Origin of the sequence: Wolbachia endosymbiont (group B) of Ennomos erosarius, from assembly GCF_964026905.1 — a bacterium.
Lineage (GTDB): Bacteria > Pseudomonadota > Alphaproteobacteria > Rickettsiales > Anaplasmataceae > Wolbachia.
In genome coordinates this window covers 516,573-543,532 of the sequence record NZ_OZ034708.1, presented here as the reverse complement: position 1 = coordinate 543,532, position 26,960 = coordinate 516,573, and the positions used below count along the sequence as shown (strand labels likewise).

Here is a 26,960-nt window from a genome sequence, read left to right as displayed (position 1 = left end):
AAACTGCAATAATTAAAAGGGTGGGTATCCTTTTTGTGCACCTCATAAATACTCTAGCTCGAAGAGCCCTTAACCTAATTTTCTACGCTTCCGAAAAACATGTCAAGCAGAATTATTCAAAGACAAATAAATACTGGCAGCCAAATTAACACTAACTTAAGAATCGAAGGTGTACAATATAATATATTTAATTAATAGTGAGGTTTAAAATGTCACCTGATAAACAAACAAATTTAGTTTCTAAGGGGAAGCAACAAAGTATATTTGCTGGAACTTTTAGTAAGTTATTTGAGAATAAAGAGAGCAACATGTTTGATAGATTCTCTTCTGATTTGTCTTCAAAGGAAAAAATATTAGCAGTAAGTGTAGCAGGTGCGATATTTGCTTCAGCACTTCCAATTGTGGCAGTTGCCTTACCACTTGCTGTACCAGGTGCAATAGTTGCCCTAACTCTATTTTTTGCTTATAAAGCAGTTGAATACACATTCAAAGGGCTCAAATGGTCAGCAGAAAAAACAGTTGATGGGGCGGAATATACTGCAGGAAAAATTAGAAAGGCAGCAGAATATTCTGCAGAAAAAGCAAGAGAAGGTTATTATTCAGTAAAAGGAGCTATAAGTTCTGTGGGACGAGCAACAAAAGAGGGAACTGGTGCTGCGTTAGGAAAAATGGGGCGCAGTTTAAGTAATTTAAGTGGAAGTATGTCTAGTTTAGATGCCATCCCATATTCAATAGGTAACGAAGGTCAAACTGTTGTTTTGAAAACAGAAGAAAAAACAAGGAATTTCAATAGTGTAAAGGAGATGTTTATTAAGGAAGTTCTTGAAGACAAAGCCATGAATAGCTCTGCTTTAACTAAGGAAATATTTTCTAAGCTGGGAGAAAAAATATTAGAGAAAGCTTATTCTGTTGATGGTCAATCAGGTTTCCAAAAGGACCAGTTGATCAATCAGTTGAAACAGCAAGCAGATTTTGTCAATAAATTAGACGCTAAGAAGTTGCAAAATTTGTTGGCTCAAGATGATAACAATCTCTATGAAATTTTCTCTGACCATCACGATGAAATCAAGAGGATTGTTAAAGAGTGCAGAGCAGAGCATAAACTTTCTAACTCTATAGAGAACCTTAATGAAGTAGCAGGAAAGTATGGTATCAGAAAAGGTTCAACGCAATCTATTGAAAACAGCTTGTCAAAAAGCAGTTCACTAGACTCTGTAAGAACTGAAAGTACTGCTAGCAGCGAAGCGGAATTGTTAAATCCTGCGGAGCATAAAGAAGTAGAAACAACTTCTTCACTTAGAAACAAGTTGCCATCCTTGTTCAAGGATGGCAAGAAATCAGAACAGACTACTGAAGTTAAATATCAAGATCTTTCTGAACCAGACACGTCATCTAGACGAGTAGGGGAGAGCACTTTTTACGTTGCTCCACCGAAGCCACCAAGGAGCAATTCACTAAATTCTATAGGAACTGAAAGTACTGCTACTGTCTCTGATTCAGATTCTCAGGACTTTGTAACAGTAGATCCTAATCGTCTTAGAAGAAGCAGTTCATCTAGTAGCTTAGGTGGTAGTTCTTCTAAGCTTACTCCAGTTGATCCACCAAAGGTGCCTGGAATTCCCTCTCTGAACTCTTTAAATGATGGAATTGGGGCAGCAATGGAGAAAAACTTAGAAGAATTTAGTTCAAGTGCTAAAACTGAATCTACACAGAGTTCTTTGAGTAATCGTAATGGTTCTGATAGTGGATTCAATTCACCAACTTCCTCTCCAACACACACAATGTTTACTAACGAAGATGGCAAGGCAAAAACCCAAGCTGACTTAAAAAAGACAGGTTATCTGAATAAACTGGTGGGACAGCCTTCTACGAAAGTAGGTGAAAATAGCGTTCATCATCCTGCAAGTGTGAAAACGAAATAAATAAAACTACTTACTTTCTCTAAAAGGATGTTACTCGTTGAGTAACATCCTTTTTTGTTTTTTCTAACTGAAGGTTTGACCATAGAAATTTTCTATAGCTAGTACAGCTCTACGTCACACCGCCGCGGTATCTCGGCATAGATTCCGCTAACTATAGTAGTTTCTAAAATGAATGATAAATTTCCATTATGGTATTACCAACTAAAAGCTGCAAGTCTGTATAACGCGAATTCTGGATTAAAGGAGAATAGAAAAGGCAAGAAAACAGGGTAAACTCAGCAGTTATAAAAAAACAGATGAGGTTAACCATGGAAGATATAACAAACTGTTTTGTTTGGTCGATGATTTTTGCAGAGATATAGAGAAAAATTTTGCAGGTAAACTACTGCCAAATGGTAAAAAACCCACAAGAACAACGGAAATTGAGCACTCCGAAATCATGACAATAATCCTGCTATATCAACAATCTCCGTGTAAAAATTTCAAAACTTTCTATCTACATTACCTAACGTTGCTCTACAAATCAGAGTTTCCAAAGTTGCCTTCATATACCAGGTTTGTTGCTCTAAAGCCTAGGGTTTTGTGGCATTTAGCAATGTTGTTGCATTGGCTTTGTGGACAGTCAGAAAACACTGGAATTTCATATATAGACACAACTCCCATTGCAGTTTGTCATGCAAAAAGAATATCCAAAAACAAAGTTTTTGCTGGAATTGCAAAATTAAGCAAGAGTACTTACGGCTGGTTTTTTGGTTTCAAATTACATATGGTAATCAATGAAAATGGTGAAATTCATTCACTTACGCTAACAAAAGGCAATGTTGATGATAGGATACCTGTGCCAAATCTGACGGAAAAATTAACCGGCCTTTTGTTTGGTGACAAAGGTTATATTGCAAAAGAGCTTTTTCAGAAGCTGTTTGACCGAGGTTTGAAACTTGTTACCAAGGTGAAAAAAGGTATGAAAAATGCATTGATTTCGCTAAATGAGAAGATTTTACTGAGAAAAAGGTCTATCATTGAGACTGTTTTTGGTTACCTAAAAAATAGACTAGAAATTGAACACACTCGCCATAGATCCCCTGTTAATTTTTTGGTTCATATCTTTTCTACTCTCATTTCCTATTCCATCAAATCCAAAAAGCCTTCTATTTCCTATACTTTCTTCCTTCCTTAATCCAGAATTCGCGTTTGCAGAGTGTTCAGCCAGTTTCTTTTTCTTTAAAAGATGTAGTAGAAACGTTCAAAGAAGAACCTTTGAAGTGGTTGACTAAAATAGACTATTCGCTAGACTCTGTGGACAAAATTTTAGAGAAGCCAAATGAGAGCCTACACGAAATTTAAAAAGCCCATAAAAACTTCAGAGGTTTTGTCAAAGCGAGAGAAAAGACTTTTAAGCCTCTTATGAGTAACTATTTATCACGCAGTTGATCTATGGATATAATACTACCGTTTGATAATTTTTCAGTACATTTTTCACTTTTGTATTCTTTATCAGAATCGATACTGATTTTGTCAAATATTAAAACATCTCCTGAAATTTTATCACGAAACTCACTAATAGCAAAAAACGGTATAGTAATTCGCTCTTGTTTTCCTTGAAAACTCAAACTGACGCTAAATTTATCCTCAGAAACTTTTAAATCATAGAATTGATGCTGTAATATAATAAGCATTTGAGTGGGGTATGACTTTTTCAAACGATCTGGCATGGTCACACCATTAAAATATGTGAAAAATAATATTTCTAAATGAGGGATAAAACCATTACCTGATATAACATCTAAAGTCTTTTTGATAACTTGAAACTTGGCAGAATTAAGCAATTTTTTGTAATCTGTTTGCTCCATATAACTTCCACATACGTAAATTTTGGGGAACTTCTGTTACCCGGCGTTCCCTAAACCGTGCTTATAGCAATGAAGTTATAGTGCTTAAATTAAGCAGCTATTGCAACATTGTCTTCAGCAGCAAAATTATCGTTTGCATTTAAATTATGAACTCTTAGCGGTGGTGTCTAACCGAGCAAAGCTACCATCTTTACTATGCATGTCGATCCTTATTCGCCCCCATATAAATTAAAAAACATGGTGGAGGCGCCGAGTACTGCCCTCGGGTCCAATACACCTATTACAAGGTAATTTTATTGCTATAGTACACAAAATATACATAGCTATTATATAGCAACATTAAATAAATGTCAAGATATTATGACCTTAAGTTGATTTATTGCTAAAACAAAATTAAGATTTCCAGTAAAAAATTCTGTGACCTTACCCAGAAGGTATGAATTAGGTATTGCTTGGTTGGAAGCAAGAGAAGATAATCACTTCTCAGAACGCGAATTCTGGATTAATAGATGAGGTTAACCATGGAAGATATAACAAACTGTTTTGTTTGGTCGATGATTTTTGCAGAGATATAGAGAAAAATTTTGCAGGTAAACTACTGCCAAATGGTAAAAAACCCACAAGAACAACGGAAATTGAGCACTCCGAAATCATGACAATAATCCTGCTATATCAACAATCTCCGTGTAAAAATTTCAAAACTTTCTATCTACATTACCTAACGTTGCTCTACAAATCAGAGTTTCCAAAGTTGCCTTCATATACCAGGTTTGTTGCTCTAAAGCCTAGGGTTTTGTGGCATTTAGCAATGTTGTTGCATTGGCTTTGTGGACAGTCAGAAAACACTGGAATTTCATATATAGACACAACTCCCATTGCAGTTTGTCATGCAAAAAGAATATCCAAAACAAAGTTTTTGCTGGAATTGCAAAATTAAGCAAGAGTACTTACGGCTGGTTTTTTGGTTTCAAATTACATATGGTAATCAATGAAAATGGTGAAATTCATTCACTTACGCTAACAAAAGGCAATGTTGATGATAGGATACCTGTGCCAAATCTGACGGAAAAATTAACCGGCCTTTTGTTTGGTGACAAAGGTTATATTGCAAAAGAGCTTTTTCAGAAGCTGTTTGACCGAGGTTTGAAACTTGTTACCAAGGTGAAAAAAGGTATGAAAAATGCATTGATTTCGCTAAATGAGAAGATTTTACTGAGAAAAAGGTCTATCATTGAGACTGTTTTTGGTTACCTAAAAAATAGACTAGAAATTGAACACACTCGCCATAGATCCCCTGTTAATTTTTTGGTTCATATCTTTTCTACTCTCATTTCCTATTCCATCAAATCCAAAAAGCCTTCTATTTCCTATACTTTCTTCCTTCCTTAATCCAGAATTCGCGTTTTAAGCCTTGAAAATTCTCTTTTTTTAGGTGCTTCATACTATTTCGATATTGTAAAATTTAGTACCAAAGAACCTACAATAGAAAATAACAACTCTGGTTATGTGCTCTTGGCTGGGTTGAAATTAAGTTTTTAATGAGGTTGTATTGCCTCCTGTCATCCCAGCACTCTTTTCTGTCATCCAAGTAGCGGATGACCTTACCCAGAAGGTATGAATTAGGTATTGCTTGGTTGGAAGCAAGAGAAGATAATCACTTTTCAGAGTGGATAGGTGGCAGGTTGGCACTTTTTCTGGGTAAGGTCAAGTATGCATTATCTCACATAATAATATTATATTTCGTTCATAAATCAACGTTTTTAACATGCAGCAAGAACATTTCCGTTGTAATTAAGGTTCTTAAGATGTATATTAATTAAGTCTTGTTTTCAATAAGTAATGAAAGTAATAATTGTCATGATAATGTTATTGTGTAGCAGTTACACAATGGCAAGCGAGCGAATAAGTCTAGTGGATAAAAAACTATCTCAAGGGTATGTAGCTCCAGTGCTTACAGAAGATAGCGTTATTTTATCAGACAAGCACGGCGCTTTATATTCCTTTGATATTGATAACTCAAAGGCTATGAATTGGAAATTACACCTCTCACACAGAAAAAAAATTAGTAACATGAGCCTATTGCGTCACAGAGGAAACGTTTTCTTTATAGTGGATAACGTTCTACACACAATAGATGCAAAAACCGGCGAGATTCAGTGGGAAAAAGAATTGAGAGCTCCAGTAAGAGGGAAAGCAGCAGTAATAAACAATAAATTGGTAGTATTGACTATTGATAATTATCTGTACGTGTTTGATATAAAAGATGGCAGCTTCGTTTGGACTTATCAAAACGGTATCAATGAGGTTCGAGGTTTGTATTCCATATCGCCAGCAATTTCTAACGATAAAATAATAGCACCATTTTCAAATGGTGAGTTAATAGCTTTTAATGAAGACGGTAAAAAATTGTGGAGCCAAAAATTGGCTACAAACCTTTTGGATACACAGCTCACAGATGTAACTACTACACCGAGAGTGTTTGGCGATACTTTAATAGCTACAAACAATTCCTATATTTATGGTATTGACGTGAGATCAGGAAATATTTTATGGTCAAAGTCACTGCAAGTAAAAAGTGTATCAGACATTGAGTCATATTACAGTCCTCTTATTCCTCCAAAGGAGCAAAAAGCAGGCGGAAGAATTTTTATAGTTACTAAAGACGATAAAATAATTGGCCTAGATATAAAAAATGGAGAAACAGTCTGGGCATCTGATTTAATAGAAAATACGCAATTGTTTGCTCCAATTATGCATGCCCATACACTGTGGGTGACAAGCAATAAAGGTTCAATGTTTGCTTTTCCGGGATCTGAAAGTGCAGGAAAGGTAGTCAAAGTACCTGGTAATGTGTTCCACACTCCAGTGTTTACTCGCAATAAGATATATGTAACAACTGAGAAGAATGGTGTTTATTCTTTAGAAAATAGGTTTGTTCTTTATGATTGATTATGACCTGATTGTTATAGGTGGTGGTCCAGGCGGTTATAAGTGTGCTATCGCTGCTGCAAAACTTGGATTGAAAGTTGCCTGTATAGATAAAAATAGCATTTTTGGTGGTACGTGCCTGCGGGTTGGGTGCATACCCTCCAAAGCATTGCTCCATTCTTCCTATCAGTATGCTCACACGAAAAATGATCTGTCGAAGCTTGGCATAAAAATTAAGGACGCAAGTTTCGATTTAAAAGAAATGCTAGGTTATAAGGATGCCAGAGTTCAGGAACTTGGAAAAGGTATAGAATATTTGTTTAACCTTCACAAAATCACTAAAATCAATGGGCTTGCTTCTTTTGACCAAGGTAATCTTGAAGTTTCAGTTGAAGGTAAGGTGCTGAAGACAAAAAATATAGTAATTGCAACCGGTTCTGACGTTATTTCTTTGCCAGGAATTAATATCGATGAGAAAGACATTATTTCGTCTACTGGTGCATTATCTTTAACTGAAGTACCAAAAAAACTTGTCGTAATCGGAGCCGGGGCAATAGGGCTTGAAATGTCTTCTGTATGGAGGAGGCTAGGGTCTGAAGTCACTGTAGTAGAATTTTTTGATAGAATCGCTGCAGCAATGGATGGAGAATTAAGTAAGTCTCTACTTTCTAGTCTACAAAAACAAGGAATAAAATTTTTACTTAGCACTAAAGTCGAGGAGATAAAACAAAGTAGCAACTCTTTGAGTGTGAAAGTTTGCTCTGTAAAAGATAATCAAACAAACACTATAGAGGCGGATAAGGTATTGGTGGCAGCAGGACGCAAACCATGCACTGAGAATCTTGGTATTGATGAAAAAATAGAAAAAGATAATCGCGGTTTCGTTCAAGTTAACAACAGATATGAAACTAATGTGAAAGGAATATTTGCTATTGGTGATGTGATCGGTGGAGCAATGCTTGCTCATAAGGCAGAAGAAGAAGGAGTGGCAGTTGCAGAGATAATAGCAGGACAGTCACCTCACGTTGATTATGAAATTATACCATCTGTCATTTACACTCACCCTGCGGTTTCTTCAATCGGTAAAACTGAAGAGGAGTTGAAAAGTGTTGGCCGTAAGTACAAAGTTGGTAAATGTCAATTTGCTGCAAACGGCAGAGCAAAAATCACTGATGATGCTGAAGGATTCGTGAAAGTGCTGACTTGTAGCAGAACAGATACAATACTAGGTGTGCATATCATAGGAGCATACGCTGATACGCTAATCAACGAAGCAGCGGTTGCAATGGCATATGGTGCAGCAGCAGAGGATATATACAGAATTTGTCACTCTCATCCTGATATAAATGAAGCCTTTCGAGATGCGTGCATCGATGCTTTCTTTAAAAAATAATTGTGGACCTCGGTTCAATCATTGAAAAATGGTATGAGTGGCTGAGGTGCAACAGATCTTATTCACCAAACACTTTAGAGTCATACATGAGGGACTTGAAGGATCTTATAAGTTTCCTAAATACTCATATTGGTGGAGAAGTAAATGTTGGTACTCTGAAAAATTTAAGTATACCTGAGTTAAGAAGTTGGCTTACCTCTCGTTATGCAAGAGGTGTAAATGCAAGATCTAACACTCGAGCACTCTCAGTAATCAGAAATTTTTTCAAGTACATAAAAAACAACTACAATATAGACAATGAAGCTGTATTTTCCTTATCAAGGCCAATTCAGAGAAGAACTCTGCCCAAAGCATTATCAATACCTGATATAAAAACTTTAGTAGACTTTTTCTTACATAACCACTATTTACACGGGGCTCACTCTTCTTTGTCATTCCAGTGCTTGACACTGGAATCCAGAAAAAAAGAAGAATGGATCCCAGTGTCAAGCACTGGGATGACAGGAGGCAACGCAAAAACTTTGGTGAAAGAAATGAAATTATCTGACTTGAGCGAACCTTGGGTGGTAAAAAGAGAAATTGCAATTATTGTCCTGCTATATGGTACGGGCTTAAGAATCAGTGAAGCGTTGAACCTTGGGGTTAGTGATATTAACAATGAAAGTTTAATAGTAACAGGCAAGGGAGATAAACAAAGGCAGGTATTCATTCTTCCGGTAGTAAAAAAATGTATACAGGAATATGTAAAAGCCTGTCCTTATCTTGGCATTAATGATGAAACACAATATCTTTTTTTGGGAGTAAGAGGAAAAAAATTGGGAAGAACTTATGTGGCCAATCGTTTGCAGAAAATAAGGAGAATGTTAAATTTACCAGAAATTTTATCTCCACATGCATTTCGTCATAGTTTTGCTACTCATTTGCTTCAGGAAGATATTGACATAAGATCAATACAACAACTGCTTGGTCATTCGAGTCTTGAGACCACTCAAGTTTACACTCACCTCAATTATCAAGATGTTTTTAATATGTATAAGAATTTTCAGCAGAGTTTGGAGAAAAAGTCAAAACCCTTTTAACGCGAATTCTGGATTAAGGAAGGAAGAAAGTATAGGAAATAGAAGGCTTTTTGGATTTGATGGAATAGGAAATGAGAGTAGAAAAGATATGAACCAAAAAATTAACAGGGGATCTATGGCGAGTGTGTTCAATTTCTAGTCTATTTTTTAGGTAACCAAAAACAGTCTCAATGATAGCCTTTTTCTCAGTAAAATCTTCTCATTTAGCGAAATCAATGCATTTTTCATACCTTTTTTCACCTTGGTAACAAGTTTCAAACCTCGGTCAAACAGCTTCTGAAAAAGCTCTTTTGCAATATAACCTTTGTCACCAAACAAAAGGCCGGTTAATTTTTCCGTCAGATTTGGCACAGGTATCCTATCATCAACATTGCCTTTTGTTAGCGTAAGTGAATGAATTTCACCATTTTCATTGATTACCATATGTAATTTGAAACCAAAAAACCAGCCGTAAGTACTCTTGCTTAATTTTGCAATTCCAGCAAAAACTTTGTTTTGGATATTCTTTTTGCATGACAAACTGCAATGGGAGTTGTGTCTATATATGAAATTCCAGTGTTTTCTGACTGTCCACAAAGCCAATGCAACAACATTGCTAAATGCCACAAAACCCTAGGCTTTAGAGCAACAAACCTGGTATATGAAGGCAACTTTGGAAACTCTGATTTGTAGAGCAACGTTAGGTAATGTAGATAGAAAGTTTTGAAATTTTTACACGGAGATTGTTGATATAGCAGGATTATTGTCATGATTTCGGAGTGCTCAATTTCCGTTGTTCTTGTGGGTTTTTTACCATTTGGCAGTAGTTTACCTGCAAAATTTTTCTCTATATCTCTGCAAAAATCATCGACCAAACAAAACAGTTTGTTATATCTTCCATGGTTAACCTCATCTGTTTTTTTATAACTGCTGAGTTTACCCTGTTTTCTTGCCTTTTCTATTCTCCTTTAATCCAGAATTCGCGTTATGAGTAGCTACAATTTAAAGACCTTGCTTCATCAATGTAATGGAACAAAACCTTTTTAGTAAGTTCAAAACCTTCTAAAGTCTCTCCTTCGCATCTTGCTGTAATGCAGTTTTGCGTATTTGATACCCTAAGAAGCCACCAACCTTTATTATCGGTTACCTTAACACCATCAAGATCTGAAAATACAATATTTTGCTGCTCCAGTGTTTTCTTTATTGATTCAATTATTTGAAATTTTTTCTCATCTTTCACTATAATCTTTACTTCATGAGTGATATATAACTTCGGTAAATCCTCAATTACTTGAGATAGGCTTTGGTTTTTCTTAAGCAAAATGTCAACTGCTTTAACAGCAGAATATAGCCCATCATCAAAACCTAGCTCAGAAAAGAAGAAGTGCCCGCTTAATTCACCAGCAAACTTTGCCTCTTCCTCTACCATCTTCTTCTTAACTAGTGAGTGTCCAGTAGCGCAGGTAATAACTTGCCCTCCTAACTTACTAACAAAATCATGCACTTTCATACTCATTTTTACGTTGGCAATAACTTTGCTTTCTGGATATTCCTCCAACACTTCACGTGCAAAAATTATAAATAAATGGTCATTGGAAACAACGTTGCCTTTATTATCAATTAAGCGCACCCTATCGCTATCGCCATCTAGCGCAATGCCAAGATCACATCCATATCCCTTCACAATGTCAATTAATTGAGCGAGATTTTTTTCCTCTATGGGATCTGGATCATGCAGTGGAAATGCCCCATCTATAGAGTTATTGGTTACGATATGCGTATGACCAGGCAAGATCTTTTCAATATACCTTATAATTCCACTTGCTGGACTATTTCCACAATCCCAGGCTATTTTTAATTTCTGTGTAGCATTATTCTTCACTGCACCTTTTAATATGCGAATGTACTCACCATATATATTTATGTTAATTAAGCTTCCAATTCTTGTACTGTTTTTAATTGGACTGCTTATAATTTCCTTCATTTCTTGATCTGAGAAGACTTTTTTATTACTAAAAAATTTAAAGCCATTATATTCGCTGGGGTTATGAGAGGCAGTTATTATGATACCAAGATCCGCCTGCGTGATTTGTGTTGCAGCATAGAGCATAGGTGAAGAGCATAGTCCAACGCGTATAACATTTGCACCGGATAAAGTTAAGCCCCTAATTAATTCTCTTTCTATACCTGGTGAATCTATTCTGCTGTCGTAGCCGACACAAACACTAGCTACGGTTTGGCCAAACTTTCTACCTATCTCGTACCCATCATTAATCTGCAAATCTTTGCCTACTATACCTCTAATATCGTATTTTCTTATAATGGTATTGTCCATACTGCACTGCTTAAGGAGTAACTACTATATAACATAATGGACAAGTGTTCAAATTTCTTCTTTATTTACCCACATAATTAGTTAATTTTTTAATTAAAATTGTTAGTATTATAGTATATTTTCTAAAAATGTAAAATTATGCCATGGGAGAACGAAAATGTATTTATAGCTGAGGGTCAAAGTTTAAATGTAGATGAACAGCAGAAAAAACGCGAATTCTGGATTAAGGAAGGAAGAAAGTATAGGAAATAGAAGGCTTTTTGGATTTGATGGAATAGGAAATGAGAGTAGAAAAGATATGAACCAAAAAATTAACAGGGGATCTATGGCGAGTGTGTTCAATTTCTAGTCTATTTTTTAGGTAACCAAAAACAGTCTCAATGATAGACCTTTTTCTCAGTAAAATCTTCTCATTTAGCGAAATCAATGCATTTTTCATACCTTTTTTCACCTTGGTAACAAGTTTCAAACCTCGGTCAAACAGCTTCTGAAAAAGCTCTTTTGCAATATAACCTTTGTCACCAAACAAAAGGCCGGTTAATTTTTCCGTCAGATTTGGCACAGGTATCCTATCATCAACATTGCCTTTTGTTAGCGTAAGTGAATGAATTTCACCATTTTCATTGATTACCATATGTAATTTGAAACCAAAAAACCAGCCGTAAGTACTCTTGCTTAATTTTGCAATTCCAGCAAAAACTTTGTTTTGGATATTCTTTTTGCATGACAAACTGCAATGGGAGTTGTGTCTATATATGAAATTCCAGTGTTTTCTGACTGTCCACAAAGCCAATGCAACAACATTGCTAAATGCCACAAAACCCTAGGCTTTAGAGCAACAAACCTGGTATATGAAGGCAACTTTGGAAACTCTGATTTGTAGAGCAACGTTAGGTAATGTAGATAGAAAGTTTTGAAATTTTTACACGGAGATTGTTGATATAGCAGGATTATTGTCATGATTTCGGAGTGCTCAATTTCCGTTGTTCTTGTGGGTTTTTTACCATTTGGCAGTAGTTTACCTGCAAAATTTTTCTCTATATCTCTGCAAAAATCATCGACCAAACAAAACAGTTTGTTATATCTTCCATGGTTAACCTCATCTGTTTTTTTATAACTGCTGAGTTTACCCTGTTTTCTTGCCTTTTCTATTCTCCTTTAATCCAGAATTCGCGTTAGGAGGGTGTCATCTAAGTAGCCTCCTTCTCCTGTCATCCCAGTGCCATGACTACTTGGATCCAGAAACTTAATTGCAAGTAAGTAAACTGCTTTGATGAAATTGTATAATGGAAACTAGATCCAAGTAGTCATGGCACTGGGATGACACCCTACTGGATAGAGCCTTCACAGGCTTTTTCTCGAATAGCTGCTCTTAATTTCAGTAGTTAAATTAATATACTAATGAAAAAAATACATTATAATTAAGTATATTTAATCCAGTAAATCATTAAGTGAAAACAGCTCTTTCGCAAAATATCATCTCTCTTATTATGATATTGTCTGTAGCAATTGTCGATATGGCAACTGATTTGTACTCAGTTGCACTACCAAGCATTGCCAATTATTTTAAAGTAGAGGGCAGTGTAGTGCAGCTTACAATTAGCTTGAATCTAGTTGGATTTGCGGTATCTGGATTAATTTATGGTCCATTATCGGACCATTATGGTAGGCGTCCAATGATGCTGATTGGTATGACAATTTTTACTTTGGCAAGTGTCATGTGTTATATAGCCGACAGTATTGCACTCTTGATACTAATTCGCTTCATACAAGGAACAGGGGCTGGTGTTGCAGGTGTTGTTGGGTATGCAGCAATAAGGGATATGTACTCGGGTAGTGAATACTCGAGAGTAATTTCAAAATTAAATATGGTTGTGGCACTCTCACCTGGAATAGCTCCAGTGGTGGGCAGTTATATAATTTCACATGGGTATCATTGGAAATTTTTGTTTTTTATTATATCACTTGCGGCAATTGCTATACTTATTTTTATTTACTTTAAATTACAAGAAACACTCACTGTAAATAAAAATGAAACCAGTATAACTAACATAACTACTAATATCTTCAAGCAATATATATCAATATTTAGAAATTATCGTTTCCTTGGGTTTTCAATTATTCATGGATTAACTTTCATGTGGCTTTGGGCATACGTTGCTAACTACCCGTTCATATTTGAATCGATGGGCATTGAAGTACAGTATTTTGGCTACCTCATATCGATCATAGTCATATTTTACATAATTGGAACTTTAATTAATAGAAGGTATGTACCAAAAATAGGGGTTAGCAAAATGCTAATAATAGGTTTGGTGTTACCGATAATATCCGATAGTTTATTGGTATATTTTTATTTCGCGGACAAGTTGAATATATTAATTCTTCAAGTCGTCTGGATTCCAGCCAATATCGGACTTGCATTAATAATAAGCAATAACGTAACTTCTGCTTTAGAAACGATCAAAGGTATAGGGCTTGGTAGTGCAGTCCTCTCATTCTGCAATATGATGTTTGGGGCTATTGGAATATATATAGTAGGAAAATTTTTTCGCTATGGTATTTTACCAAATTTACTATTAACAATAGCATGTTCTACAATTGCGATTCTTATGTACAGCCAGCTCAAATGCACTGAAAAACACAGGGAATAACCATTATTTGCGTGATCCAGAGCTCATGGGTTATTAATGACTTTATCATGATAATATAATTTTACAGGGGGTGAGAGCTCATAGATTATTAACGGCTTTATCATAACAATATAGTTTTACAAAGAGGTGTAGGATGAGTAGTTCACAAAGTATAGATGATTTGTTTCAGGCTGCTAAAAACGCGAATTCTGGATTAAAGGAGAATAGAAAAGGCAAGAAAACAGGGTAAACTCAGCAGTTATAAAAAAACAGATGAGGTTAACCATGGAAGATATAACAAACTGTTTTGTTTGGTCGATGATTTTTGCAGAGATATAGAGAAAAATTTTGCAGGTAAACTACTGCCAAATGGTAAAAAACCCACAAGAACAACGGAAATTGAGCACTCCGAAATCATGACAATAATCCTGCTATATCAACAATCTCCGTGTAAAAATTTCAAAACTTTCTATCTACATTACCTAACGTTGCTCTACAAATCAGAGTTTCCAAAGTTGCCTTCATATACCAGGTTTGTTGCTCTAAAGCCTAGGGTTTTGTGGCATTTAGCAATGTTGTTGCATTGGCTTTGTGGACAGTCAGAAAACACTGGAATTTCATATATAGACACAACTCCCATTGCAGTTTGTCATGCAAAAAGAATATCCAAAAACAAAGTTTTTGCTGGAATTGCAAAATTAAGCAAGAGTACTTACGGCTGGTTTTTTGGTTTCAAATTACATATGGTAATCAATGAAAATGGTGAAATTCATTCACTTACGCTAACAAAAGGCAATGTTGATGATAGGATACCTGTGCCAAATCTGACGGAAAAATTAACCGGCCTTTTGTTTGGTGACAAAGGTTATATTGCAAAAGAGCTTTTTCAGAAGCTGTTTGACCGAGGTTTGAAACTTGTTACCAAGGTGAAAAAAGGTATGAAAAATGCATTGATTTCGCTAAATGAGAAGATTTTACTGAGAAAAAGGTCTATCATTGAGACTGTTTTTGGTTACCTAAAAAATAGACTAGAAATTGAACACACTCGCCATAGATCCCCTGTTAATTTTTTGGTTCATATCTTTTCTACTCTCATTTCCTATTCCATCAAATCCAAAAAGCCTTCTATTTCCTATACTTTCTTCCTTCCTTAATCCAGAATTCGCGTTAATAGCAGCATTTCTGTCAGACATATAATCTATTTTTGAATGTTCTGCTGCATCCTTTTTTGGTAGAACTTTTGTCTTTATATCGTATTTCTTACACAATTTATAAAGTTTGTGCCTATCGTATGCCCTATCTGCATATAATGCTTTTATTTTGTGCTGAAAATTAACTTCTTCAAGCAAATCGCAAGCTCCATAGTGGTCAGAGTAGAAGCCATTACTGTATCTTGCAGCTATAGCTTTTTTACTATTTACACTTAACATAACATGTAACTTTCTTACTTGCTCGTAGCTTCGGTACTTTCTATCTGCACTGTTTTCCTTACTGTGGCCAGGAGTGTTACTGTAAATGCTGATACTTGTGCTATCTATGATAATTTCAATATTTTCCATGTTGCTTTTATCAACCCTGCAATCATTTATCTTAATATTAAGTTTTTTAAACCTTCTTGATGCTTGTGAATAGCTGATAACTGCCAAATTTTTTCCTATTTGTTGCAGATATCCTTTTATAAACCCCACCGTTTGTCTTAAACCAATTCTAAAAAGATTGACAATTATATGCACCAAAATTACGACTTTATCACTGTAAATATAGTTGCCGCCCTGCATTTTTGGACTATTTTCATACCAATTTTCGATAGCTTCATCGATGTAACGAAAAATATTTCCCCTTTTTTCAAGGAATTTGTTATATTCGTTTTGGTTACTGACTTTCATTTTCTGTGGCATATTTTTTCTTCAACAGTTAAATGGTTATTTATAATGAATTTTGTCAGTAGCCACCAGATTTTTTCGGTTGCTATGCAACAAAGCCATCCCAGTGTCATGCTACTTGGATGACAAGAAAAAACCCACTGGGATAACAAGACTGAGATAGACTAGAAATTAAACGCTACTCCAGCTTCTGCACCAACAGTGCTGTAAAGAACTTTGATTCCGGCATCGTCTTTAGCTGTCTTACCAAAGTTAGCACCATAAGAACCGAAATAACGAGCTCCAGCATAAAGTTTGACTTCTGGAGTTATATCATAACTAACACCAGCTTTTGCTTGATAAGCAACACCAAATCCAGAGGCTTTATCATCAGTAACTTTTGTTGCTAAAGGATTGCTTACATATGCTGCACCAACACCAACACCAATGTATGGAGTGATAGGCATATCTTCAATTGCTATATCGTAATAAACGTTAACTAATCCTGAAAATGCTGTTAAACTGTCTGCAACATTTTTCTCAGACGTATTTATTATAGTTGCATCTTTACTCAACTGTGAGTAAAGCCCTTCAACATCAACTCTAATGTCGTCCATTTTATAGCCAAACGCACCACCGCCAGCTATAAAAGATGCTTTTAAGGGACTATCCTTTTCTTTGCCTGTTACATTTGTAATACCATCAACTTTTGTGAAAAGAGGTAAAATTTCACCGTTGTATTGCAAACGAACGTAGTAGCTAGTTTCTTCATCACTTATTGGACCAACAGGATCTGAGAAAGCAGAGTTTGATAAACTTAGCAACGTTGCTAAAGCGGCTGCTGAAAAAAACTTTTTATAATGCATAATTGTCCTCGTAAAAAAAAAATTAAAATTCCACTTTAGCAGTCTAAGTAACAACTAAAGTTAAGTCAAGTGCTAACTTAATAACACAAAATATTCTACATTTTAACTAATTTTTAGGAGAAGACAAAGATTTTATTAATGAATAAATAGAGTTACACGACTTTTGATTTTTTGGTATAGCTAACATAGGTAAGATTTACTATCGAAAGACCTCGTCATCCCTCTGCTTGTTAGCGGGATCTAGAGATACCGTGACGGTATGACGTAGGACTTGCTGTCATTCCGCTACGTGTTAGCGGTTGAGATACCGCGAATGAATCGCGGTATGACGGTTAATTATTCCGCGCGGGATGACAAGAAAGGAGCAGCAGGATGACGCCTCACCATGTCATTCCAGTGCTTGACACTGGAATCTAGTCCTTTTTACGCGAATTCTGGATTAAAGGAGAATAGAAAAGGCAAGAAAACAGGGTAAACTCAGCAGTTATAAAAAAACAGATGAGGTTAACCATGGAAGATATAACAAACTGTTTTGTTTGGTCGATGATTTTTGCAGAGATATAGAGAAAAATTTTGCAGGTAAACTACTGCCAAATGGTAAAAAACCCACAAGAACAACGGAAATTGAGCACTCCGAAATCATGACAATAATCCTGCTATATCAACAATCTCCGTGTAAAAATTTCAAAACTTTCTATCTACATTACCTAACGTTGCTCTACAAATCAGAGTTTCCAAAGTTGCCTTCATATACCAGGTTTGTTGCTCTAAAGCCTAGGGTTTTGTGGCATTTAGCAATGTTGTTGCATTGGCTTTGTGGACAGTCAGAAAACACTGGAATTTCATATATAGACACAACTCCCATTGCAGTTTGTCATGCAAAAAGAATATCCAAAAACAAAGTTTTTGCTGGAATTGCAAAATTAAGCAAGAGTACTTACGGCTGGTTTTTTGGTTTCAAATTACATATGGTAATCAATGAAAATGGTGAAATTCATTCACTTACGCTAACAAAAGGCAATGTTGATGATAGGATACCTGTGCCAAATCTGACGGAAAAATTAACCGGCCTTTTGTTTGGTGACAAAGGTTATATTGCAAAAGAGCTTTTTCAGAAGCTGTTTGACCGAGGTTTGAAACTTGTTACCAAGGTGAAAAAAGGTATGAAAAATGCATTGATTTCGCTAAATGAGAAGATTTTACTGAGAAAAAGGTCTATCATTGAGACTGTTTTTGGTTACCTAAAAAATAGACTAGAAATTGAACACACTCGCCATAGATCCCCTGTTAATTTTTTGGTTCATATCTTTTCTACTCTCATTTCCTATTCCATCAAATCCAAAAAGCCTTCTATTTCCTATACTTTCTTCCTTCCTTAATCCAGAATTCGCGTTGCTGGGGTTACCGCGCCGCCTTTTGGCTTGTATTTGGTAAAGATAGATTACTAATTAATAAAAAATAACATTCTTAGTGAAATAAGTGTCATACCGCCACGGTATCTCCAGATCCCGCTAACAAGCAGCGGATGACGTGTTTAAGTTCTCATTGGCATCACTACATATAATACACTTGAATCGTCTTCATCAGTGATAATTGTAGCACTATTACCATCGGCTAAGCTAAACTTACATTTATTTTTTATACAGGATAGAACATCAAGCAAATAACGCGAGTTGAACCCTATTTCTATAGGGGCTTTATTGTAGTCCGCTTCTATGGATTCAGTTGCATCACTGCACTCTTGAGAGTTTGAATGCAAAGTTAGCAGCTTTTCTTGTAGTGAGAATTTAATGGATTTTACTTTATCAGATACAACAACGGAAACTCGATCTATAACATCTAAAAGTTTTTTACTTTCAATAATCATATGCTTATCTTGAGATGCTGGAATAACTGCTTTATAATTTGGAAAAGTCCCATCTATTAATTTTGATATTAGTATATATTCACCGCATGTAAACTTGATTTTTCTGTCTGAAAGTTTTATATTAACTTCATTACAATCGTCCAATATTTTTAACAGCTCCATAACAGTTTTACGTGGAATGATCACACCAAATTCATCATTGATGTTCCCAGGCTTTGGCCTCTTTATACATGATAAACGATGGCCATCAGTTGCAACGCAGTACAGAAACTGCTCATCCGTATGCAGATATATTCCATTTAAATTATACCTTGTATCATCTAGTGATACAGCAAATTTTGTTTTAGTTAATAAGTCTATCAGGTCCGTATTTAGTAGAATAAAATCATGTTTATAATTGTCTTCTTCAAGAGCAGGAAAGCTGCTTGAAACTACATTCGGTAAAGAAAAGTTTGCATTTCCGCAAGACATCAATAATTTTCCTTGGTTGTTTACTTCAAAATTGACATCCAAATCAGCGGGTAACTTCTTCACTATGTCATGTAAAGTATGCGCTGAAATTTTTACTTCTCCTTCTGTTAATACGGTTGCAGCAAGTGAGGCAAACATTGAAATGTCAAGATCAGTTGCCATTAGTTTTATGCTGCCGTGTTGTGCTTTGATATTTATACATGCCAAAACATCTATTGCATTACGCCTTTCAACTACTCCACTTACTCTGGATAATGCATTTAAAAGACTTGTGCGGCTCACGCTAAAACGCATCTGCTCACACACAGAATTTTGCTTTTTGATTTCTGTATCTACACCTGCAACCTCTGACATTGCTAACTCTCAAAAATATATTTTAAATGATATCCACATCCCATATAAAGTAAAGTGCTATTTATATTTCCATTGAAAGAGTAGTCTAGTTTATACTATAGCTGGGTATTCTGTTACAATAATTTACTTTGTATGGCATAAATTATGCATTTTTTGATACGCTTTTTGAAACCCAAGTAGGGAATAAGTATCATCAATGGTCACTGTTTTTGTTTTCCCATTCACTACCATTGATAATCCCTGCTTCATTTTTAGAATGAGATCTTGATCTATTTTTGTATGCTCTGCCCACGCAAGACTTCCCTGTATTATAGGCAATGTGTATTTAATTTTTTTGTCGATATTGAGAGCTACAGGCTCTTTATCATATTGAAAACCAGAGGTAACGCTTACCTCATCTGCTTTTTTATCAACATAACTAACCATTACATATGGCTTGCGGTTGGTTGTATAATGTTCGCTTTTTTTTTTAGGATAGGATACAATATAACATACTTTCTCTCCATCTTCCAATGCAGTATACACGAGCCAATCTTTATATTTTTCCTTCAATTGTACATCACTAACTGATGCAAAAGTGCCTATTGAAAAAAATATTAGAAATATAAAAAAACTACGCATGCAAACCAAATTTCAAACTTTCAGATTGTATATATCGTTTTACCTTAGCCATCGCCTGCTCAGCCAACTGCCTTATTCTTTCTCTTGAAACACAATATTTTTTACTAAGTTCATCCAGAGTTTGAATGTTTTCAGACAAATATCTACTGATAAAAATGTCTCTTGCCCTTTCGTTGAGACTCGCTAGTGCATTGTTTAAAATTGTTTCTTTTAATTCTTTTTCTTCATGATTCTGATAGGTTACTTCTTGACTAACCAAGTTACATGGGATCATATCTTGCAACTCCCTTTTAGAGTCATCACCTATTTTTATGCAATCGTTTAGCGACTGATCCTTACAAGCCAAACGGTAATTCATCTGCAGAACGTCTCCTTCGGATACAGAAAGCTCATTAGATATTGCTTTTATTTCTTCATTATTTAAAGTTTCCCTGTTTGTATACTGTAAAATTCTTTTTTTTATTTTACGTAAACTAAAAAATAATCTTCTTTGTGCTTGCGTTGTGCCTATTTTCACGAACGACCAAGATTTCAATATAAAGTCTTTTATTGAAGCTTCAATCCACCACACTGCATAAGTTGAAAAACGAAACCCTAAATCAGGATTAAACTTTTTCACTGCATGCATTAAACCAAGATTCCCTTCCATGACCAGGTCCATCAACAATAGTCCATAATTTTTGAATTTCATTGCAATTTTGACTACCAAATTCAAATGGCTGGTAATCAATTTATGAGCAGAAGAAATATCCTTATATTGGTTCCAATTTTTTGCTAGTTGTACTTCTTCCTCTTGAGACAGCATGGGAAATTTTCGCACCCTAGCAATATATTGCATGAGATTGGTTCTGCTATCAACACATAAGCTTGCCATTGGGGTCAACATAACAACTTAAATTAAAACTTCATGCATATGATATATTGATTTTCTAGCAAAAATTCAAGCTTTGATTTGAAAAAAGTACAAATTTTCCATCTAATTTCTTGGAGACAGTAGGCCGCAGTGTTAGCTAATTGGACAACATTATGTAACTTTAGATAATATTCTACCAGTACAATGGTGAACATTATAGCTTAAACACATAGCAAGTAGTGTTATTCCAGTGCCTTGACACTGGGATGGCTTTGTTGCATAGCACCTTAAGCAGTGATGGTTTACGACAAATTTATGTAATGATTTCAAATTTATCCATACCAATATCAGTGAATTTGTTGAGCAAATAGCACTTAATTAGTAATTCTTTTTCACGATTTACTTCAGATTTATTCCTAAAGCTAAATCCAAATACTTGCTTCAACCTTGAGAAAAATTCTTCTATGTAAGATCTCTTTCCATAAATTGCTTCCTTTTTCCACTCTTTTACACCATCTTGTCCATATAATTTTATTAACCTAAAAACGCGAATTCTGGATTAAGGAAGGAAGAAAGTATAGGAAATAGAAGGCTTTTTGGATTTGATGGAATAGGAAATGAGAGTAGAAAAGATATGAACCAAAAAATTAACAGGGGATCTATGGCGAGTGTGTTCAATTTCTAACGCGAATTCTGGATTAATAGATGAGGTTACCCTGTTTTCTTGCCTTTTCTATTCTCCTTTAATCCAGAATTCGCGTTAAAAAGATTGACAATTATATGCACCAAAATTACGACTTTATCACTGTAAATATAGTTGCCGCCCTGCATTTTTGGACTATTTTCATACCAATTTTCGATAGCTTCATCGATGTAACGAAAAATATTTCCCCTTTTTTTAAGGAATTTGTTATATTCGTTTTGGTTACTGACTTTCATTTTCTGTGGCATATTTTTCTTCAACAGTTAAATGGTTATTTATAATGAATTTTGTCAGTAGCCACCAGATTTTTTCGGTTGCTATGCAACAAAGCCCACTGGAATCCAGTTCTTGTTATACAATTGCCTAGGGCGCTCATTTACAGTTAAGTTTTCTGGATCCAAGTAGTCAAGCACTGGGATGAGATCCTTTTCGGTAAAAATTGCTCTTATATCACAACATTCATACAGCTGTATGCCTAGGCACTGGGATGACATAAATAAGCGCTGAAATGACATAAATAAACATTGGAGTGACAATCTTGTAGTGACTTGCATGACAACTAACTTTTTGTTTACTTCAAAATAGCACTGTAAAAAATTTAACATATCAAATTATAGAGCTAATATAGGATATACCTTGCTAAATAAAAAAAAAAGTATAATATTTTATAAGGTATGCAGGCAAAAACTCTGTAATTTGGTCAGATCAGAAATGAAGCAGCCATATCAGAACCTTTTTGGGTTGCATACCTATTTCATTATTTGTTTTATCCGAGGCTATGAATATAGCATTAAAACATCGTCCTAGTAGCTTTAAAGATCTAGTAGGTCAAGATATATTAGTGCGTGTATTAGAAAATGCTTTTACTTTAAACAAAATCCCACAATCTATACTGCTCTCTGGTAGTAGTGGAGTTGGTAAAACTACCACTGCAAGGATAATAGCTTTATGTTTGAATTGTTCTCTGGGGCCAATTTTTGAACCTTGCGGATCATGTGAAAACTGTCTAGCAATAAAAAATTCAAGCCATCCAGATGTGATTGAAATCGATGCAGCAAGTCACACTAGCATTGACGATATTAAAGTAATCCTGGGAGATATTTGCTATTCACCTATAAGCTCTAAATTCAAAGTCTACATTATAGATGAAGTACATATGTTATCCAGCAGTGCATTTAACGCATTACTTAAAACCCTAGAAGAGCCACCATCTAGTGTAAAATTCATTTTAGCAACTACGGAAATAAAAAAGATACCAATAACTATTATTGCACGTTGTCAAAGATTTGATTTACACAACATTCCTGTAGCTAAAATAGTGGAACGTTTAAATGATGTTGCACAAAAAGAGAGTTATTCCATTGAAAAGGGAGCATTAGAATTAATTGCACGACACTCTGGAAATTCAATGCGTAACGCCTTGTTTTTGATGAATCAAGCAGTGCTATATAGCAAAGATGGTGCAATATCCACTAAAAACGTGACAGACATACTTGGCCTAGTGGATAAAGATATTATATTCGATCTATTAGGAGCAATATTAGAAGGTGATTTACAGAAAGCTCTGTTAGTGTTTGACAAGGCGGTAAAAACAGCAAACCCACTTAGTATTTTTGAAGGTCTATTGCAAACAATTCAGTTAGTATGCCGTTTTTTGATTACAAAAGAAATTGATAATGCAGTTACAGAGCATGAAAAGAATAGGATAAAAGATTTAAGTATAAAGAAGTCTTTAATATTTTTTTCGAGATTGTGGAAGGTGTTGCTTAAAGGTATTCAAGATATAAAAACTTCAACATGCAACGATGTTGCTGCTGAAATGATGTTAATTAGCCTCTGTTATCTTTCTGATCTGCCTTCTCCGGAACAGGTGGTCAAAAAAATTCTTTCGCAGAATACACAGCCGGAAAATACGCGTAATGTAAGAAATGAACAGCAACAAAATTACGATTTTGACAAAGTTTTGCAACTATTACGGCGGAGTAACCAAATTTATCTTTACAAACAACTGTGTAATAATCTACAATTAATAGGTTGTAAACCTGGGTATTTAAAATTAAAAGCTGTATCTAAGTTGGATAGTAATTTTTGCAATGATTTAAAAAATTACTTAAACCAGGTGACTCAGCAGGAGTGGGTTATTACAGTTGATACGAGTTATATAAACAGGGAAGTGAGTAATTTAAATTATGCACCTGCAGTTAAGGATGTACTTGACACGTTTAAAGGTGCAAAAGTAGTTAATATAGAAAATAAGGAGTAAGTTGTGGATTTTAGTCAAATAATGAAACAAGCGCAAGAGATGCAAAAAAAGTTTGCAGAAGCTCAAGAAAAATATGTTGGGAAAGAGTTTCAAGGTATTTCTGGTGGTGGCAAAGTTTCTGTATTAGTGGAAGTCATAAAAATAGCTAGCTATAAAGCTAAAAAGGTGAACATAGACTTAGAACTTATGAGAAATGAGGAAAAAGATATAGTAGAGGATTTAGTGACAGCAGCGTTTAATGATGCCGTTAAAAAAGCAGAAGAAGATATGGCAAATGCAACTTCTGATCTTGCAGGTATGATGGGTTTACCACCTGGATTTAAACTTCCTTTTTGAATTTACTACTGAAGTTTCTTTTAGTGTAAGTATTTCTTTTTTAATATTTCTAACGCCAGTACTTCTTCATATAATGCACCTATACTAGCACAGCCCTATGTCATACCGCCGCGGTATCTCAGCCGCTAACAAGTAGCGGAATGATGAGGTTATCGTCTGCTGCCACGAACCGTCATACCGCGATTCATTCGCGGTATCTCATCCGCTAACACGTGGCGGAATGACAGCAGTCCTACGTCATACCGTCACGGTATCTCTAGATCCCGCTAACACGTAGCGGGATGACGGTTGTCAGGCTAGTACCTTCCCCTGTCATCCCAGTGCCCTGACTACTTGGATCCAGGAAACTTAACTTTAATGAACGTGTCAAGTAGGCTGCATAATAAACGCGAATTCTGGATTAAGGAAGGAAGAAAGTATAGGAAATAGAAGGCTTTTTGGATTTGATGGAATAGGAAATGAGAGTAGAAAAGATATGAACCAAAAAATTAACAGGGGATCTATGGCGAGTGTGTTCAATTTCTAGTCTATTTTTTAGGTAACCAAAAACAGTCTCAATGATAGACCTTTTTCTCAGTAAAATCTTCTCATTTAGCGAAATCAATGCATTTTTCATACCTTTTTTCACCTTGGTAACAAGTTTCAAACCTCGGTCAAACAGCTTCTGAAAAAGCTCTTTTGCAATATAACCTTTGTCACCAAACAAAAGGCCGGTTAATTTTTCCGTCAGATTTGGCACAGGTATCCTATCATCAACATTGCCTTTTGTTAGCGTAAGTGAATGAATTTCACCATTTTCATTGATTACCATATGTAATTTGAAACCAAAAAACCAGCCGTAAGTACTCTTGCTTAATTTTGCAATTCCAGCAAAAACTTTGTTTTTGGATATTCTTTTTGCATGACAAACTGCAATGGGAGTTGTGTCTATATATGAAATTCCAGTGTTTTCTGACTGTCCACAAAGCCAATGCAACAACATTGCTAAATGCCACAAAACCCTAGGCTTTAGAGCAACAAACCTGGTATATGAAGGCAACTTTGGAAACTCTGATTTGTAGAGCAACGTTAGGTAATGTAGATAGAAAGTTTTGAAATTTTTACACGGAGATTGTTGATATAGCAGGATTATTGTCATGATTTCGGAGTGCTCAATTTCCGTTGTTCTTGTGGGTTTTTTACCATTTGGCAGTAGTTTACCTGCAAAATTTTTCTCTATATCTCTGCAAAAATCATCGACCAAACAAAACAGTTTGTTATATCTTCCATGGTTAACCTCATCTGTTTTTTTATAACTGCTGAGTTTACCCTGTTTTCTTGCCTTTTCTATTCTCCTTTAATCCAGAATTCGCGTTAATAAATTAATTGTTAGTATTCTAACATTTATTGATTAATTTATTGTTAAGTTAGTATATATCAGAATTATAATAACAAACATTACTTGTGTAGAGAAAAGTTACGAAAAGAAATAGGGATTTTTTAGGGAACTAGTGTAAAATACTCATGAGCTAAAATAAGCTGACTTTATGATATGTTAGAACCTATATTGGTGGAGGCAAGCGGGATCGAACCGCTGACCTTCTGCGTGCAAAACAGATGCTCTACCAGCTGAGCTATACCCCCAGGTAATTCTTGCTTAAAGCATAAATCACTCAGGCTGAAATGCAAGAAATATTTATCTGTTAGGCTATTGCTAAATAGTGCACAAATTCTGCAGTTATGTACAATTCTCTATCTTTTTGTCTTTTCAGATTTGTACATCACACTATTAACGCGAATTCTGGATTAAGGAAGGAAGAAAGTATAGGAAATAGAAGGCTTTTTGGATTTGATGGAATAGGAAATGAGAGTAGAAAAGATATGAACCAAAAAATTAACAGGGGATCTATGGCGAGTGTGTTCAATTTCTAGTCTATTTTTTAGGTAACCAAAAACAGTCTCAATGATAGACCTTTTTCTCAGTAAAATCTTCTCATTTAGCGAAATCAATGCATTTTTCATACCTTTTTTCACCTTGGTAACAAGTTTCAAACCTCGGTCAAACAGCTTCTGAAAAAGCTCTTTTGCAATATAACCTTTGTCACCAAACAAAAGGCCGGTTAATTTTTCCGTCAGATTTGGCACAGGTATCCTATCATCAACATTGCCTTTTGTTAGCGTAAGTGAATGAATTTCACCATTTTCATTGATTACCATATGTAATTTGAAACCAAAAAACCAGCCGTAAGTACTCTTGCTTAATTTTGCAATTCCAGCAAAAACTTTGTTTTGGATATTCTTTTTGCATGACAAACTGCAATGGGAGTTGTGTCTATATATGAAATTCCAGTGTTTTCTGACTGTCCACAAAGCCAATGCAACAACATTGCTAAATGCCACAAAACCCTAGGCTTTAGAGCAACAAACCTGGTATATGAAGGCAACTTTGGAAACTCTGATTTGTAGAGCAACGTTAGGTAATGTAGATAGAAAGTTTTGAAATTTTTACACGGAGATTGTTGATATAGCAGGATTATTGTCATGATTTCGGAGTGCTCAATTTCCGTTGTTCTTGTGGGTTTTTTACCATTTGGCAGTAGTTTACCTGCAAAATTTTTCTCTATATCTCTGCAAAAATCATCGACCAAACAAAACAGTTTGTTATA

20 protein-coding genes, 1 tRNA gene, 2 other RNA genes and 6 pseudogenes are annotated in these 26,960 nt (G+C 35.2%); 12 read left to right on the top strand and 17 right to left on the bottom strand.

The window, feature by feature from the left end; all coding sequences use genetic code 11:
* The first annotated feature begins 209 nt into the window (after positions 1-209).
* Complete coding sequence (locus tag AAGD95_RS02775) at positions 210-1,922, top strand: hypothetical protein (RefSeq protein WP_341818776.1); 1,713 nt, start codon at positions 210-212, stop codon at positions 1,920-1,922.
* A 163-nt stretch (positions 1,923-2,085) separates the two neighbouring features.
* Here the strand turns inward: AAGD95_RS02775 and AAGD95_RS02770 are convergent, their stop codons facing one another.
* Entirely contained in the window at positions 2,086-2,232 is a 147-nt protein-coding gene (locus tag AAGD95_RS02770) for a hypothetical protein (RefSeq protein ID WP_341818775.1), read from the bottom strand.
* 15 nt (positions 2,233-2,247) lie between these two features.
* On the opposite strand from AAGD95_RS02770, the gene AAGD95_RS02765 reads away from it, so the two are divergent.
* Positions 2,248-3,099 carry an IS982 family transposase gene (locus AAGD95_RS02765; protein ID WP_410542088.1) on the top strand — a complete coding sequence of 284 codons (852 nt, stop codon included), beginning with the start codon at positions 2,248-2,250 and terminating at the stop codon, positions 3,097-3,099.
* 235 nt (positions 3,100-3,334) lie between these two features.
* Here AAGD95_RS02765 and AAGD95_RS02760 read toward each other — a convergent pair whose 3' ends face one another.
* Both AAGD95_RS02760 and ssrA read right to left on the bottom strand, forming a co-directional pair.
* Complete coding sequence (locus AAGD95_RS02760) at positions 3,335-3,772, bottom strand: ClpXP protease specificity-enhancing factor SspB (protein WP_265025749.1); 438 nt, start codon at positions 3,770-3,772, stop codon at positions 3,335-3,337.
* Positions 3,773-3,793: 21 nt separating this feature from the next.
* Positions 3,794-4,130, bottom strand: a transfer-messenger RNA (tmRNA) gene (ssrA, locus tag AAGD95_RS02755).
* A 147-nt stretch (positions 4,131-4,277) separates the two neighbouring features.
* Here ssrA and AAGD95_RS02750 point away from each other — a divergent pair.
* The 4 genes and pseudogenes from AAGD95_RS02750 (at position 4,278) to AAGD95_RS02735 (ending at position 9,172) form a co-directional block, all read left to right on the top strand.
* Positions 4,278-5,161 (top strand): annotated as a pseudogene (locus tag AAGD95_RS02750) (IS982 family transposase).
* 450 nt (positions 5,162-5,611) lie between these two features.
* Positions 5,612-6,721, top strand: coding sequence for a PQQ-binding-like beta-propeller repeat protein (locus tag AAGD95_RS02745; RefSeq protein WP_341818774.1), 1,110 nt, complete (start codon positions 5,612-5,614; stop codon positions 6,719-6,721).
* Positions 6,714-8,093: a dihydrolipoyl dehydrogenase gene (gene lpdA / locus AAGD95_RS02740; RefSeq protein ID WP_341818773.1), complete on the top strand. Its 1,380-nt coding sequence runs from the start codon at positions 6,714-6,716 to the stop codon at positions 8,091-8,093. Before AAGD95_RS02745 ends, lpdA begins: the two co-directional genes overlap by 8 nt.
* Positions 8,094-8,095: 2 nt before the next feature.
* Positions 8,096-9,172, top strand: a complete 1,077-nt coding sequence (locus tag AAGD95_RS02735; RefSeq protein ID WP_341818772.1) for a tyrosine-type recombinase/integrase — start codon at positions 8,096-8,098, stop codon at positions 9,170-9,172.
* A gap of 13 nt (positions 9,173-9,185) precedes the next feature.
* Here the strand turns inward: AAGD95_RS02735 and AAGD95_RS02730 are convergent.
* From AAGD95_RS02730 to AAGD95_RS02720, 3 genes and pseudogenes are all read right to left on the bottom strand, one after another.
* A pseudogene (locus AAGD95_RS02730) lies at positions 9,186-10,035 on the bottom strand (IS982 family transposase).
* A gap of 101 nt (positions 10,036-10,136) precedes the next feature.
* Positions 10,137-11,486, bottom strand: a complete 1,350-nt coding sequence (locus AAGD95_RS02725) for a phosphomannomutase/phosphoglucomutase (RefSeq protein WP_341818771.1) — start codon at positions 11,484-11,486, stop codon at positions 10,137-10,139.
* A 223-nt stretch (positions 11,487-11,709) separates the two neighbouring features.
* A pseudogene (locus tag AAGD95_RS02720) lies at positions 11,710-12,560 on the bottom strand (IS982 family transposase).
* Between the two features lie 416 nt (positions 12,561-12,976).
* On the opposite strand from AAGD95_RS02720, the gene AAGD95_RS02715 reads away from it, so the two are divergent.
* Together AAGD95_RS02715 and AAGD95_RS02710 are read left to right on the top strand one after the other, a co-directional pair.
* Positions 12,977-14,140, top strand: a complete 1,164-nt coding sequence (locus tag AAGD95_RS02715) for a multidrug effflux MFS transporter (RefSeq protein ID WP_341818770.1) — start codon at positions 12,977-12,979, stop codon at positions 14,138-14,140.
* A gap of 281 nt (positions 14,141-14,421) precedes the next feature.
* Positions 14,422-15,273 carry an IS982 family transposase gene (locus AAGD95_RS02710; RefSeq protein WP_410542088.1) on the top strand — a complete coding sequence of 284 codons (852 nt, stop codon included), beginning with the start codon at positions 14,422-14,424 and terminating at the stop codon, positions 15,271-15,273.
* 30 nt (positions 15,274-15,303) lie between these two features.
* On the opposite strand, the pseudogene AAGD95_RS02705 reads toward AAGD95_RS02710, so the two are convergent.
* Both AAGD95_RS02705 and AAGD95_RS02700 read right to left on the bottom strand, forming a co-directional pair.
* A pseudogene (locus AAGD95_RS02705) lies at positions 15,304-16,005 on the bottom strand (transposase); the annotation flags it as partial.
* 161 nt (positions 16,006-16,166) lie between these two features.
* Positions 16,167-16,847 carry a P44/Msp2 family outer membrane protein gene (locus AAGD95_RS02700; protein WP_341818769.1) on the bottom strand — a complete coding sequence of 227 codons (681 nt, stop codon included), beginning with the start codon at positions 16,845-16,847 and terminating at the stop codon, positions 16,167-16,169.
* A 527-nt stretch (positions 16,848-17,374) separates the two neighbouring features.
* Between AAGD95_RS02700 and AAGD95_RS02695 the strand changes: the two genes are divergently transcribed.
* Positions 17,375-18,226 carry an IS982 family transposase gene (locus AAGD95_RS02695; protein ID WP_410542088.1) on the top strand — a complete coding sequence of 284 codons (852 nt, stop codon included), beginning with the start codon at positions 17,375-17,377 and terminating at the stop codon, positions 18,224-18,226.
* A 155-nt stretch (positions 18,227-18,381) separates the two neighbouring features.
* Here AAGD95_RS02695 and dnaN read toward each other — a convergent pair whose 3' ends face one another.
* The 6 genes and pseudogenes from dnaN to AAGD95_RS02665 all read right to left on the bottom strand — a co-directional run bounded on the left by dnaN (position 18,382) and on the right by AAGD95_RS02665 (position 21,964).
* Positions 18,382-19,539 carry a DNA polymerase III subunit beta gene (gene dnaN, locus AAGD95_RS02690; RefSeq protein WP_341818768.1) on the bottom strand — a complete coding sequence of 386 codons (1,158 nt, stop codon included), beginning with the start codon at positions 19,537-19,539 and terminating at the stop codon, positions 18,382-18,384.
* A 123-nt stretch (positions 19,540-19,662) separates the two neighbouring features.
* Entirely contained in the window at positions 19,663-20,160 is a 498-nt protein-coding gene (locus AAGD95_RS02685) for an invasion associated locus B family protein (protein WP_341818767.1), read from the bottom strand.
* Positions 20,153-21,046 (bottom strand): RNA polymerase factor sigma-32, encoded by an 894-nt coding sequence (locus AAGD95_RS02680; RefSeq protein WP_341818766.1) that lies wholly within the window; start codon positions 21,044-21,046, stop codon positions 20,153-20,155. The genes AAGD95_RS02685 and AAGD95_RS02680 overlap by 8 nt, the downstream gene beginning before the upstream one ends.
* A gap of 280 nt (positions 21,047-21,326) precedes the next feature.
* Complete coding sequence (locus AAGD95_RS02675) at positions 21,327-21,458, bottom strand: hypothetical protein (protein WP_341818765.1); 132 nt, start codon at positions 21,456-21,458, stop codon at positions 21,327-21,329.
* Between the two features lie 114 nt (positions 21,459-21,572).
* Positions 21,573-21,695: pseudogene (locus AAGD95_RS02670) on the bottom strand (IS982 family transposase); the annotation flags it as partial.
* A 29-nt stretch (positions 21,696-21,724) separates the two neighbouring features.
* On the bottom strand, positions 21,725-21,964 hold the full coding sequence (locus AAGD95_RS02665; protein ID WP_341818763.1) for a transposase: 240 nt from the start codon (positions 21,962-21,964) through the stop codon (positions 21,725-21,727).
* A gap of 419 nt (positions 21,965-22,383) precedes the next feature.
* Between AAGD95_RS02665 and ffs the strand changes: the two genes are divergently transcribed.
* From ffs to AAGD95_RS02645, 3 genes are all read left to right on the top strand, one after another.
* An RNA gene (gene ffs, locus AAGD95_RS02655) (signal recognition particle sRNA small type) lies at positions 22,384-22,473 on the top strand.
* Between the two features lie 21 nt (positions 22,474-22,494).
* Positions 22,495-23,979 carry a DNA polymerase III subunit gamma/tau gene (gene dnaX / locus AAGD95_RS02650; RefSeq protein WP_341818762.1) on the top strand — a complete coding sequence of 495 codons (1,485 nt, stop codon included), beginning with the start codon at positions 22,495-22,497 and terminating at the stop codon, positions 23,977-23,979.
* Between the two features lie 21 nt (positions 23,980-24,000).
* The gene (locus AAGD95_RS02645; protein ID WP_341818812.1) at positions 24,001-24,315 is read left to right on the top strand and encodes a YbaB/EbfC family nucleoid-associated protein; all 315 of its coding nucleotides are present in this window, start codon (positions 24,001-24,003) and stop codon (positions 24,313-24,315) included.
* A 400-nt stretch (positions 24,316-24,715) separates the two neighbouring features.
* Here AAGD95_RS02645 and AAGD95_RS02640 read toward each other — a convergent pair whose 3' ends face one another.
* The 3 genes and pseudogenes from AAGD95_RS02640 to AAGD95_RS02630 form a co-directional block, all read right to left on the bottom strand.
* Positions 24,716-25,567, bottom strand: a complete 852-nt coding sequence (locus AAGD95_RS02640; protein WP_410542088.1) for an IS982 family transposase — start codon at positions 25,565-25,567, stop codon at positions 24,716-24,718.
* Positions 25,568-25,862: 295 nt separating this feature from the next.
* Positions 25,863-25,938 (bottom strand) — tRNA-Ala (locus AAGD95_RS02635).
* Between the two features lie 162 nt (positions 25,939-26,100).
* Positions 26,101-26,951: pseudogene (locus tag AAGD95_RS02630) on the bottom strand (IS982 family transposase).
* Between the last annotated feature and the right edge of the window lie 9 nt (positions 26,952-26,960).

Bases quoted from the DNA above. Each gene is read 5' to 3' on its own strand.
- AAGD95_RS02665 (WP_341818763.1), bottom strand. From the start codon at position 21,964: ATGCCACAGAAAATGAAAGTCAGTAACCAAAACGAATATAACAAATTC.
- AAGD95_RS02775 (WP_341818776.1), top strand. From the start codon at position 210: ATGTCACCTGATAAACAAACAAATTTAGTTTCTAAGGGGAAGCAACAA.
- AAGD95_RS02725 (WP_341818771.1), bottom strand. From the start codon at position 11,486: ATGGACAATACCATTATAAGAAAATACGATATTAGAGGTATAGTAGGC.
- AAGD95_RS02700 (WP_341818769.1), bottom strand. From the start codon at position 16,847: ATGCATTATAAAAAGTTTTTTTCAGCAGCCGCTTTAGCAACGTTGCTA.
- AAGD95_RS02770 (WP_341818775.1), bottom strand. From the start codon at position 2,232: ATGGTTAACCTCATCTGTTTTTTTATAACTGCTGAGTTTACCCTGTTT.
- lpdA (WP_341818773.1), top strand. From the start codon at position 6,714: ATGATTGATTATGACCTGATTGTTATAGGTGGTGGTCCAGGCGGTTAT.
- AAGD95_RS02715 (WP_341818770.1), top strand. From the start codon at position 12,977: ATGATATTGTCTGTAGCAATTGTCGATATGGCAACTGATTTGTACTCA.
- AAGD95_RS02745 (WP_341818774.1), top strand. From the start codon at position 5,612: ATGAAAGTAATAATTGTCATGATAATGTTATTGTGTAGCAGTTACACA.
- AAGD95_RS02760 (WP_265025749.1), bottom strand. From the start codon at position 3,772: ATGGAGCAAACAGATTACAAAAAATTGCTTAATTCTGCCAAGTTTCAA.
- dnaN (WP_341818768.1), bottom strand. From the start codon at position 19,539: ATGTCAGAGGTTGCAGGTGTAGATACAGAAATCAAAAAGCAAAATTCT.
- AAGD95_RS02645 (WP_341818812.1), top strand. From the start codon at position 24,001: ATGAAACAAGCGCAAGAGATGCAAAAAAAGTTTGCAGAAGCTCAAGAA.
- dnaX (WP_341818762.1), top strand. From the start codon at position 22,495: ATGAATATAGCATTAAAACATCGTCCTAGTAGCTTTAAAGATCTAGTA.
- AAGD95_RS02680 (WP_341818766.1), bottom strand. From the start codon at position 21,046: ATGTTGACCCCAATGGCAAGCTTATGTGTTGATAGCAGAACCAATCTC.
- AAGD95_RS02685 (WP_341818767.1), bottom strand. From the start codon at position 20,160: ATGCGTAGTTTTTTTATATTTCTAATATTTTTTTCAATAGGCACTTTT.